This window comes from Lactococcus garvieae, assembly GCF_016027715.1.
Lineage (GTDB): Bacteria > Bacillota > Bacilli > Lactobacillales > Streptococcaceae > Lactococcus > Lactococcus garvieae_A.
On sequence record NZ_CP065691.1, the window covers coordinates 1,120,025 to 1,131,477 of the forward strand.

Consider the following 11,453-nt stretch of genomic DNA (forward strand, 5'->3'; position numbering starts at 1 on the left):
AGAAATATTCCATTTCCCTATTTTTCAAAGTCTGGTTGCCATTTTTCAACAGCATATTTATTATCAGAAAGCTTAGCAACCTTTTCAATCCATTCGATTTCATTTGAAGCTCTAGCTTTCAAAACAGCATTCGTGGTATGAGTCACAACCATACTTTGGTTAACTAACCACCAAGTATGAGCAATATTTGCTCTATCTAAATCATCAGCAAGTCTCATAGATTCATAAACAGGAGTTGTCTCCGGTAATGTAACCATAAGAACTTCTGTTTCATCAGGATTTTGTAAACGAGGGAGTAGTTTCTGAATTGCTTCAGGAACTTCACCGCTTGTTCTTTCAACTTCTTTAGCATAACTCTGAGTAGATTCTAAAAGTAGCAATGTATGACCTGTTGGTGCGGTATCGATAACAACAATTTCATCATCAGCTTTTTCTACAATTTCTGCAAAAGCACGGAACACAGCGATTTCTTGTGTACAAGGTGATTCTAAATCTTCTTTGACATAATCAAAATCATCCCCTGACATAGTTTCTCGTGCTTTAGCTAATACTTCTTCTTTGTATTCTCGAAGCTCTTTCTCTTCATCAATATGACTAAGAGATAAGCCTGAGGTATCACCTAAATAAAAATTAAGATGGTCTGCAGGGTCTGTCGTTGCTAGATGAACTTTTTTTCCACGTTCTTTCAATGCTTGTGCTATTTTAATTGCAATTGTTGTTTTACCAACTCCACCTTTACCCATTGTAAAAATTATTTTCTTATCCGTCTTAACAAAATCATTAATAATATCGGATATATCTGGATAATCTATAGAGTTTGAATTTGTTAATGCAATCTCTGGCTGTTTTTCAGATAGAAGTACACGTATTTTATCTAAACCAGTGACATGATATGGTCGTAACGGTATATAAAGCTGTTCGTAGTCTTTTAATTCTTGAGGTAGGTTATCCAAATCATTTCTTTGTTGATTATAAATAATTTCTGAAATTTCATCGTCTGCACTATCTAACAGGCCATTGATGATTAATTTTTGATTATGAATACCTAAATCAGAAAGTTCCTTTGAAGCTCTACTTGCCTCTTGAATTGCTGCTTTTTGTGGACGAGTGACAAGCATTAAGGTAGTTAAAGTACCGTCAGATAATGTTTTCACAGCCTGTTCATAGCTATCTTTTTTATCACCTAGTCCAGAAAGTTGACCTAAGCAAGAAACTCCTGTATCATTTTCATCTAAATAATTAGACCACGCAGAAGGTAAGGCAAGCATCCTTAAAGTGTGACCTGTTGGGGCTGTATCAAAAACAACATAGTCGTACTCGCTCTCAACTGACTTATCAGTTAGAAATCCTACAAACTCATTGAATGCAGCAATTTCTACTGTACAAGAGCCAGATAATTGTTCTTCCATATTTTCAACTGCAGAATCTGGAAGAACTCCTCTATAAGGACCTACAATACTTTCTTTATAATCGTTGGCAGCTGTGACAGGATCAAAATTAGCAACTTTTAAATTTGGAATTTGATCAATTACTTTTGGTTTATTTGTTAATTCTGTTTGAAAAACATCTTGAAGATTTGAAGCAGGATCAGTACTTACAAGAATTACTTTTTTTCCTGAATCTGCGAGATTAACGGCTGTCGCACATGCAGAAGTTGTTTTACCAACTCCACCTTTACCAGTAAAAAAGAGATATTTTGTTAAACCTATATTTTTTGGATTATATAACTTCATTTATTCCTCCTCAATTAACAACATCCTGTATTTCCACCACAACAAGAACCTTTAGTTTGTGCTTTAACTTCTACCTCTTTTTTTTCATCAACAGCACAACAACCTTCTGTGCTATCGCAACAAGTGTTATTCTCTACTTCATCAAGAGTTTCACAGTGTGCTTGAAGTTCTGTAATTGTTGGATAGCTACCAGTTTTTATCACTGTACCATCTACCATAGTTACAGGTAGTATTTCATTACCTTTGCTTTGAAGGAGGTTCAAAATAGTTTCATTGACAACAAACACTTGAGGATTACTTGTCAAATTATAGCGATATGCTTTGATTTCTTTATTATCTTTTAAACTATCCATCAAAGTTGTGATACGTAATAACTCTGAATCAACTGACGGACCGCATACTCCTGTAGAACAACACATTGCTGGTTCAAATATTTCAATTTTTTGCATTTTAATTTATTCCCTTCTTTATTTGCTACAAGAACAGTCATTTTTCCCTGTTCCACATATACATGTCTCTTCATCATGAGAAAAAAGTGACTTACATAAAGCTTGAAAATCATGTGTAAATTCCTCGCTCAATGTATAGTAATTCCATGTTGCTTTTTTTTCAACTGTGATTATTCCAGCTTTTTCTAACACTTTCATATGATGTGAAAGTGCTGGCTGAGAGAAATCAAAGTGTTCTAAAAGGTCGCATGCACATTTTGTCCCACATGAAAGCAAATCAACAATCTTCAAGCGATTTGGCTCAGCTAAAGCTTTAAACCCTACCACCATATTTTCATAATCCATATTACTCCTTCCTTTAATATAAATAATCGTTTATGTATATAAATATAAACGATTATTTATATAATGTCAAACATAAATGATTGTTTATATTTATTTTTTTGAATTGTAATGTTCGCAAATTTATAAAATAAAAAATCGTTAGAAATTTCTAGCGACCCTTTATTTTATAAATTTTATTTACACACATTAACTGCTTGGTTAGTTTCTTGGTTAGCTTTTCTTTCTTTAATCTTATAATTGCCTGTTTACTAGGGTAACTCAGCCCCTAAATTCATTTTACCATTATATCAGCACTTATTGAGAAGCGTAATACTCTAACTAATTACAATATATAATTCATTACACAAGATATACAAAGTAAAAAATTGCCAAAAATTAAAGTTCAGCCACTCCTTTTTTTATATTATAATTTTGATTCTAACCACTTTTGCCACTAAAATATCTATGTGCTATCACAGAACTACTAAAGAGGTTAAATCACATTATTTCATTATACAAAAGTGTATATACTATTTAAGCTACTATTCTCTTATAAATCACAAATGGATTTATAATCATTGAAAATACTTTACAAAATTTCAAACAAAAATCCTGACAAAAAAACAAATTATAAGAAGAATAACTATAACTTTATACGAACATCTTATCTCAGGCTTCTTCAAATAGTAAATAATATCTTTCTCGTCTAAAAACAATTTTTTTGTATAAAAATCTTTTATTTTTTCATATTCTTCCTGATTATCCACCATTTCTTTAACAAAAATCACCCAAATAATAATCAAAGCTAAGATAAAAATTACCAAAAAAACTCGTATTTTGTCATTTATCTCAAAAAACAAGTTATAAATCAAATTCTCACTGGGTTTATCTTTCAACTGTTCGTATACAAATAAACCAATGGAGCTAATCCACCCTAAGAATTTAATATGTAATGAATTATAGCTTTTCCTTTTTTGATCACTTAACTGCAAAAAATCATCTTTTAGAATATTTATTTGATCAAAATATTTATCAGTTTCCTCCTTGATTATTCGATTAAACATTGACTTAGCACTATTTAAATCAGAGATATTAAGCTTAAAAGAGCCTTTTTTTAGAATAAGTTCACGAATAATTTTTAATCGAGTATACAAGTTATCTTTACTCTCAACTATCCAATTATAAAACTCAATCAAATCAGTGTTTACATCATCTAACTTAGCTGTAGTATTATTTTCATCACCCTTGACTTCGAATACAAATTCATTATTTTTGTATTCAATGACATTTGATAAAAATATTAAAATATAAATATTTTGGACGAGTTTAACTTTTTCTGTTTGTTCATAATTTTCAAAATGCTTTACAGAAACTATCAAATCAGATTTGGATAATCCATCAATATTATTTTCTAATAATATCAGTTTAAACAATTCAATTTCTTGACTATAATCATTAACTTCTTTTAGATTGTTATTTTCATAAATTTTAAGCTGACTGTTAAACTTCTTCTCGCTTAATTTTTCTGTGATATTTAGAAATTGGCTATTTTCTTCAATATAACGTTCTTCTAGGAATAATAAATTTTCTTGATTATGTAAAATACTATCTTCTGTGAAATCTAATACAGCGTCAGGAATTTGATTTTTTAAAAATTCAAAAGAAGTGAAATTAAAATTTCCTTTAGGACTCATTTCATCAACTCATCTGGAATATTTTTTAAAAATGCCTCAGAAACTGTTAAAATAAGTCTACCATTCTCAAATTTTATTCCATTCCGCTTCTTCAATTGCGCATAATTATCAGTAAAGATTTTAGTCTCTTTTGAAACTTGAATTGTTTTTTTATAGCTTTTAGCAATCGCTTTGTTTGAAATCTGAAATTGGGCATTCAATTTTTTAGATTCTTCAGAATAAATCTTGTTTAAATCTGTTAATTCAATCAAATTATTTCTTCGTAAATTATCAGCAAGTTGGGTTTTGTCAAAATTTTCATTACCAAATAAAAAATCTTCAGTTTTACTTTTAATCTCCTGAAAATTTTCCTGATTTTTTATTTGTTCGGAAAACAATTCATCTTCGTGAATTAATGAAATCAATTCCATTGAATCCTGATATTCATTTCGATTAAGTTCTAACCCTAAAAACTTGTCACGCCAAAAACCTGCTACTGTAGTATTCTTATCAATTACAGTCACATTTTTCAAATTTCCTGAAAAAAGACAGCCTTTATAATAATTTGACACAGTTGAAAAAGAATCACGCATTTTATAATGTTGGTCTTTGTCAATCGTCTCTATACTTTCAAGTTTTAAAAGTTGCAAAACATCTGATTCTTTTTTTACAAATAAAAATCCACGTGTAATCTGCTTATTTCTCGTACTATCTTTCTTTTTTTCAGCCTTTAATAATTCATTTGCAAAAAATGTCAAATCAAAATTTTCACTATCATGATACTTTTTTATTATTGAACTATCACTTGTAAAACATTCAATTTTTTGATGATCAGTATTACTTGAAGCAAAAATTTTATTAAAAATCTTTTGGATGTTATCGACGTCTTCAGGAACGAGTTGCTCCTCATACACATTTTCATTAATATCAAAAACTTTTATTGTCATTCCAACATCTTCACTTTCTCCTCCAATAATGGATATTTTTATAAAATTCATATTTTGAATAAAGATTTTGTTACTAGTAAATCTCATTTCCTTTATTTTAACATTTTATTCTTACCTAAGTCCATATATGTAAAGATAAAAAAATAACTTTCTTCCTATAATTAAATTAAAAATGTTAATTCTACATGTAGTTTCTAAAGCACAAATATATTAAAAGAAAAAAACATTTACAAAGTAAAAAATTGCTGAAAAAATAACAGCAATCCTTTATTTTATAAATTTTATCTACACACATTAACTGCTTGGTTAATTTCTTGGTTATTTTTACGCTATGTTTTTTATAAAGCCATGTTTACTGGACTAAACACAACTTTAAGATAAAGCTTTATATTACCATATTTTGCTGTGAGAGCCGAAATTATCATGGTATTTAGCAGGTGCAAGGGTTAACGTCTCGCGATCAACCACCCGTACATCATGATCTTCAAGCTCTACAATGATAATATTTTTAAATTTATCAGTATCTGCTGTAACTACTGTTGCTTTTTGTCCGTTTGATAATTTAATGATATCTCCTTTTTGCATCTTACTTATCCTTTCTGAAGTACTTCTTTTTGAGTAAAAAATCCTTTAATGAAATAGTAAACCTACTTACTACAAATTTTCCAATCAATACTTGAAATTAAAGTTATTCACAATAATTTAAATACTTATAGTAGCCGTACATATTCACATAGGTTTGCTTTTTATATCTAGAATCAAATATGTATTCTTTAAAATTTATGTTTTTCCTCATCGTTGCTAATTCATAATTTACTAAACTCAATGGTTTTTCAAATATTACTGATATCTGTTGTTTCGTTCTTGCTATTCCCATATATCTCCTCCTTTCATTCCTCGTCTATTTTACATTTATGTATTTTATCAGCTATTCTATCTTATTTGTAAGCTACGTCTTCTTAATATATAACAAATTATTATTTTATATCCAAACCAATATATATAAAAATCCCCGACGAAGCAGGGAAATCATCTTCATATTGCGGGAGTAGGATTTGAACCTACGACCTTCGGGTTATGAGCCCGACGAGCTACCTAGCTGCTCCACCCCGCGTTAATAAATAAAAGCTAACAAACTCCACAAAGTAACATTGTTCTATATAAGTCCACTACCTTAATGGATGTTATTCAAATACTATCCTCATTGTAGCACACTTAACTAAATTAACCTAATTTCCCAATAAACGTATTATTTTAAATTCATAAACTTACTTCTAATGATATTATTCTCTACTTCCAATCGTTTCACTTTTTTGAGTAATTTGTTATTAATTCCCCTTAGCTGTTTATTTTCAACTTTAACTTTTTCTTCACATCTCTTCAGTATAAAATTTCTTAACATTGTTCTCCTTCTATAATCCTAGTCTTCATTACCTTGGTCATTATTTCTTCTCATATCGAGTTTTCTATTAATACTTGGTATAAACTGACGTATTTCGCTTCCATTGAAACCTACAAAAAGTTGGTTTTTATCAATAATAATTGGAGTTTGTAATATTTCCACATGCTCCTCTAGATAGTCTATAGCCTCTTCAAATGACATTAAATCTAGGGTCTTAATAGCTGCTTTTGTCTTCCCCTTCATCGTAAGTCTATTTTTTAAAATATCATCAAACCCACCATCCGTTAATAATAATAGTTTTATTAATTCGTTATGAGTTATTTTTGTGATCTCGATACATTCTATTGCAATTCTATGCGTTTCAAACCATAAGAGTGCCTGCTTACTAGAAGCACAATTTTTTCGCCAATATATTTTAAGACTAATAGTACTCTCCCTTGGGCTTTGGTTAAAAAAAGCACTCCAAAGAGTGCCTTACAATTAAGCTTTATTAATATTTGTAGCTTGTGGTCCACGTTGACCTTCGCCCATATCAAATGTAACTTTTTCACCTTCTTCAAGTTTTTTGAAGCCGTTACTTTGGATTTCTGAGAAATGTGCGAACACATCTGCTCCATCTTCAGCTGTAATGAAGCCAAATCCTTTAGCATCATTAAACCATTTTACTGTTCCTTTTGTCATAGTATATATATTTCCTTTCAACTAGATTGTAAATCATTATGGTTAAAGAAAACATTTAAAATATATAACTTTGACTAAACTTACTTAGTACATAGTATCATGCTTATTTGTTTTTGTCAAATTGATATAAAAAATCTTCGTTCATGAATTAAATGCCAACAGTCAGAAACTCAACTGACTTTTGAAATATTTTTAATATATTTAAAATGATGTAAACCTTATAGATTAAAATATTTGTATAATGCCTAATCATACAGAAAAGAGACATCCGATATGTGAGAGATGCCTCTTTTCTGATAAATAATCTAGCTATAGATTACGCTCTATAGCTAGATATTTTATAAGTCATAGGAAAGTACAAATTTTTGACATAAGCACTGACCTACAACTAGTTTAGTATAACACTAATATCTCCGATAACATAATGATATAAGAAGCGAGACTTAATTTTATACATTTATCAATTTTTATTCTGCCCACCTTTTGCCCACTAAATTATTTTTTATCTATTATACTGTACTAATTCTGGAGTTATACTACATTACTCCATATCTGAAGTAAATATAGTTCCCTCTTCCTAAATAGTTTAGATTTATGTTATAAAAAATGAGCATATCAGTCACTCTTTAAACTTTTAAATGAGTACAATATAGGATACTAAAAAATTTGCAAAGTAAAAAGCTACTGAAAAGTTTTAATCAGCAACCCTTTATTTTATAAATTTTATTACACACATTTTAATTGCTTGGTTAGTTTTTTGGTTAATTATAATTTTATAGTCCTACAATCGCTTATTTACTAAACATCTTGAGACTTAAATTCATTTTCTTATTATAGCATTAATCATCTGGTAATAGCTTTGAATCTCTTTTAGGATTATAAATGTACGGTGGAACAATATAACGGAATGCTGTAGATCCTCCCTTAAAATTAACAAGTAATAAAACTCCTAGATAAGTTACCTAGGAGTTTTATTTTCTTCTTCGGTATCATATACTATCGTATATAGCACTGATATTTATTTTTCATTTAGCATACTAACGAATCCTGTTTTCCCTCACAGAACTGAACTATATTTAAAATGATTACTGCTCAAAAAGCTCATCACTTTCAAATTTTTTTATTTTTCTCCTATTCTGAGGAATAAATTGTCGTATGTTTTCTTCATTGTATCCTACTTGTAAATGAGAATCATCTATAATCAAGGGCAGGCGTAGTAAACTTTTATTACTGTTAACCCATCCCAATAATTCAACAAGAGTCAGTTCATTCATAAATGGTGCTAAATGCGAATAAGCCAAAGATTTTTGAGCAAGTATATCTGTGGTTCCCCTTTCGGTCAATGAAAGAATTTTAAAAAATTCACTTTGAGTCATTTTTGTTGTAGAACTCCAATTAATTTTTTCATAATCTAGTTTCTGTTTTTTCAACCATTGTAATGCTTTTTTTGAAGAAGCATTCGCTAATGTGTAATATATTTTTACCACTCTATCCCCTCTAAAATTTTCGTAAATGTTTATGTATGTTTGTCTTTATTTTCATAAGTTCTCATGGACTTTTTTAACTAAAAGTACTGCGAGTTGAAAGGAGTTTGTTATGAAAATACTATCTCCGCTTTTTAAGCCATACAAGTAAAGCAGAGCCTACGAGAGCAAGTGTACCCATTGTACCTAGTATTTTTTGATCTCTGGATCCGAATTCTCCAAGTTTTTGTCTAGATTGTTCAGTGCTCCTGCTTAAAAGCGTCGGTGTGGAATGCGTCGCCACTCTAGGATCGGATACATTATAAGTAGTCTCAGTTTTAGGATTACTTGAGGTATTAGTCCCATCTATTACTGGATTTTCTACTAAGTTAATCTTCAATATGGCTTGACCTTCCCGGTGTTTTTGTAGAGTCCCCTCATTTTTTCCGAATTCAAAAGCTATTTCCTGTGCACCTCGTTTATTACTGTCTTTATATGCTGTTATATCCGCCTCTTTGAAGGCTAAGAAGTCTGCTGATTGACTTGTACTCAGTTCTATTCGTCCCGCTGGAGTGGCCTGAAATAGCCTAATATTTTGTCCAAGTGTATCATGACTTGCAAGGCGATGTTCTAAACTACCAAGCTGGTAGGTTGGAGAAAGGATAGCTACACCATAGTGGCGCTGGCCTGACAATTCCCATGACTCTTCTCCTAAATTTAAAGCACCCTCGGCTACAAGTTTTTGACTGGAAGTGCCTAAATTGACCAAAACTGTAAGTTTATTCTTTTGGTCATATTCAGTAGCTTTAAAATCTTTGATTTCTAGAGAAAGCCCAACTTTTTCAGGCTGCGCTTGTCCAAAATTAGCCACAACTTCAACTGTTGACTGAGCGAGTGTATTGACTAAATTCATATCATGAGATTCACTGGCTTTGATAAACTTACTGTCATTGACACGGACCTGTGGCTCTCCAAGATAAAGAACAGTGCGTGCTTCTTTTTCTTCTACCCCGTTGCTCATGATAATTTTAACTTGATTTTCCCCAATTTGCGGAGCTTTCAATAGTTCATACCTTAGAGTAAATCCTAAAGCTTCTAAAGCTTCTACATCAAGCTTCTGCTGCGTGATGGGATGTATAACCATTGGTTTGAACATTTCTGTTTGTACTTCTTTACTCTCAGTAAACCAAGCAATCGCAGGATTCACTTCTAATTTCACATCTTTAATTTGAATCTCTTCATGAATCTCGTTTTTATAAACGTAAGTGATTGTTTGTGGCTCTTCCGTAAATTTTCCACTCTCTGTGCCTTGGATGTCCTGTAAGATGTAACCAGGGATCTGTTTATGCTCTGTGGTGTAATTTTCTCCTACTCCTCCACTATATAAAACAGAATCACTGATTTCATTTCCCTCACTGTCGACATAACGAGAAGTAACATCTCCCCCAGGCATTGCAAAATGAAGGTTAATTCTTGAGTTGATATATTTATTGGATAAACCTAACTGCAAATATGGTCCATCAGGAAAGGACTGTTGGTCGTCTGTATTAATAAAATTCTTTCCCGCTAAGGTTGAATACTCAAGCGGACTAACAAGAGTAAATTCAATTCCCTCATCTAGAATTTTAGGTACATATTCTCCATTGCCAAAATAGACATTTCCAATGTAGGTATTCTCCTCAAAGAATGAACCATTTATATTTAAATATTTTAAGTCTGTGTAACTCAGATAGAAAGACTGATAATTGGTTTGATTGAGAAAAACATCATGGCTAAAATATATATTGTGAGGGTCAATATGAATACGATCATCCGTCATATCAATCCCTTGGGGGAAGATTGCGGTTAAGTCGCCATCCATAGAAATGTTTAAATTCGACAGTGTCCCTAGTACATCCCATGAAATTGGACTTTCTTTTAAAGAAAAGAGTGAGCTATTGTAGCTTTGAGCAGAAATATAGAGTTCAACTTCTCCCGCATATTCTAATCCAGCATAAGAGGACAAATAAAAGGGACGGTTATCCTCAGCATAATCAAAATACACTTGTTGATTTTTCAAAAAATCTTGGGTGAGTTGACTCTTATCAATCCCGAACTGTTCTGCGACTAGTTCTTGAAGAAGAGGATCAGGCATCCACTCATCGAGTGAAATAGCGCTTGTTGGAAGAGCAACCTCTTCTGTTTGAACTGTTTCTACACTCATATTTTTCGTATCCGCTACTGTCTTTTTATTTTTTACTTTTTCTTTATTTTCTGTTTCCTCCTCTGTTTTGATAACCTCTGTATCTTCAACCTCAACCACACGTTCTATGGTTGGCGATGTGACTCTCCCTTCTGTTTTAGCTTCAACAATGGCAGGATTAACCCCACTTAAAAGCGTAGCTCCTAATAAAACGTGAGCACTTATTTTTTTCTTTGCCATAATTTTCTCCTCTTCTATGACTCTAGGACACCAGAATTAGTTTCAAAAAATATTTCTGGATTTTATATAGGAATGCACTATTATTTCATAACTTAATATGCCATATTAAGTGCTTAGTATTTTAGAGTTTCTTTCATTATGTTCTCTCTGAGAGTACTAAGGTACAACATCTTTTTTACAAAATCAACCTCTTTTTTCGGGAAAATTGTCTAGACAATTCACGTATAGAATTACAAAATCTTATACAATAAAGTAGAAATTACTGCTCTATCTTTTTCTTTCTCATCTCTCGTTCAACTTGTCGAACTACTTTCTATAATATTATGAGATTAATTTGTACTCCCCAATAGTTTTCTAAG

General features: G+C 31.1%; 11 protein-coding genes and 1 tRNA gene. All 12 read right to left on the minus strand.

Features of this window, described 5'->3' with window-relative positions; translation table 11 throughout:
• Positions 1-17: 17 nt before the first annotated feature.
• The gene (arsA, locus tag I6G50_RS05575) at positions 18-1,733 is read right to left on the minus strand and encodes an arsenical pump-driving ATPase (protein ID WP_197908198.1); all 1,716 of its coding nucleotides are present in this window, start codon (positions 1,731-1,733) and stop codon (positions 18-20) included.
• Positions 1,734-1,747: 14 nt separating this feature from the next.
• A complete protein-coding gene (gene arsD, locus I6G50_RS05580; protein ID WP_165719672.1) occupies positions 1,748-2,182 on the minus strand; it encodes an arsenite efflux transporter metallochaperone ArsD in 435 nt (144 codons plus the stop codon).
• Between the two features lie 18 nt (positions 2,183-2,200).
• Complete coding sequence (locus tag I6G50_RS05585; protein ID WP_197908199.1) at positions 2,201-2,527, minus strand: ArsR/SmtB family transcription factor; 327 nt, start codon at positions 2,525-2,527, stop codon at positions 2,201-2,203.
• A 578-nt stretch (positions 2,528-3,105) separates the two neighbouring features.
• Positions 3,106-4,200 (minus strand): hypothetical protein, encoded by a 1,095-nt coding sequence (locus I6G50_RS05590; protein WP_197908200.1) that lies wholly within the window; start codon positions 4,198-4,200, stop codon positions 3,106-3,108.
• Positions 4,197-5,213: a hypothetical protein gene (locus I6G50_RS05595; RefSeq protein WP_232252335.1), complete on the minus strand. Its 1,017-nt coding sequence runs from the start codon at positions 5,211-5,213 to the stop codon at positions 4,197-4,199. The genes I6G50_RS05590 and I6G50_RS05595 overlap by 4 nt, the downstream gene beginning before the upstream one ends.
• A gap of 303 nt (positions 5,214-5,516) precedes the next feature.
• The gene (locus tag I6G50_RS05600) at positions 5,517-5,711 is read right to left on the minus strand and encodes a bacteriocin (protein ID WP_086582698.1); all 195 of its coding nucleotides are present in this window, start codon (positions 5,709-5,711) and stop codon (positions 5,517-5,519) included.
• Positions 5,712-5,814: 103 nt separating this feature from the next.
• Positions 5,815-6,003: a hypothetical protein gene (locus I6G50_RS05605; protein WP_086582699.1), complete on the minus strand. Its 189-nt coding sequence runs from the start codon at positions 6,001-6,003 to the stop codon at positions 5,815-5,817.
• 163 nt (positions 6,004-6,166) lie between these two features.
• Positions 6,167-6,240, minus strand: a tRNA-Met gene (locus I6G50_RS05610).
• A 306-nt stretch (positions 6,241-6,546) separates the two neighbouring features.
• Positions 6,547-6,954, minus strand: coding sequence for an ArsC/Spx/MgsR family protein (locus tag I6G50_RS05615; protein ID WP_306723676.1), 408 nt, complete (start codon positions 6,952-6,954; stop codon positions 6,547-6,549).
• A 54-nt stretch (positions 6,955-7,008) separates the two neighbouring features.
• Positions 7,009-7,209 (minus strand): cold-shock protein, encoded by a 201-nt coding sequence (locus tag I6G50_RS05620; RefSeq protein ID WP_014025159.1) that lies wholly within the window; start codon positions 7,207-7,209, stop codon positions 7,009-7,011.
• Between the two features lie 1,085 nt (positions 7,210-8,294).
• A complete protein-coding gene (locus I6G50_RS05625; protein ID WP_042753162.1) occupies positions 8,295-8,696 on the minus strand; it encodes an ArsC/Spx/MgsR family protein in 402 nt (133 codons plus the stop codon).
• 118 nt (positions 8,697-8,814) lie between these two features.
• Positions 8,815-11,094 (minus strand): MucBP domain-containing protein, encoded by a 2,280-nt coding sequence (locus tag I6G50_RS05630; RefSeq protein ID WP_232252336.1) that lies wholly within the window; start codon positions 11,092-11,094, stop codon positions 8,815-8,817.
• Positions 11,095-11,453: the final 359 nt, after the last annotated feature.

Bases quoted from the DNA above. Each gene is read 5' to 3' on its own strand.
- I6G50_RS05585 (WP_197908199.1), bottom strand. From the start codon at position 2,527: ATGGATTATGAAAATATGGTGGTAGGGTTTAAAGCTTTAGCTGAGCCA.
- I6G50_RS05620 (WP_014025159.1), bottom strand. From the start codon at position 7,209: ATGACAAAAGGAACAGTAAAATGGTTTAATGATGCTAAAGGATTTGGC.
- I6G50_RS05590 (WP_197908200.1), bottom strand. From the start codon at position 4,200: ATGAGTCCTAAAGGAAATTTTAATTTCACTTCTTTTGAATTTTTAAAA.
- arsD (WP_165719672.1), bottom strand. From the start codon at position 2,182: ATGCAAAAAATTGAAATATTTGAACCAGCAATGTGTTGTTCTACAGGA.
- I6G50_RS05600 (WP_086582698.1), bottom strand. From the start codon at position 5,711: ATGCAAAAAGGAGATATCATTAAATTATCAAACGGACAAAAAGCAACA.
- I6G50_RS05595 (WP_232252335.1), bottom strand. From the start codon at position 5,213: ATGAGATTTACTAGTAACAAAATCTTTATTCAAAATATGAATTTTATA.
- I6G50_RS05605 (WP_086582699.1), bottom strand. From the start codon at position 6,003: ATGGGAATAGCAAGAACGAAACAACAGATATCAGTAATATTTGAAAAA.
- I6G50_RS05630 (WP_232252336.1), bottom strand. From the start codon at position 11,094: ATGGCAAAGAAAAAAATAAGTGCTCACGTTTTATTAGGAGCTACGCTT.
- arsA (WP_197908198.1), bottom strand. From the start codon at position 1,733: ATGAAGTTATATAATCCAAAAAATATAGGTTTAACAAAATATCTCTTT.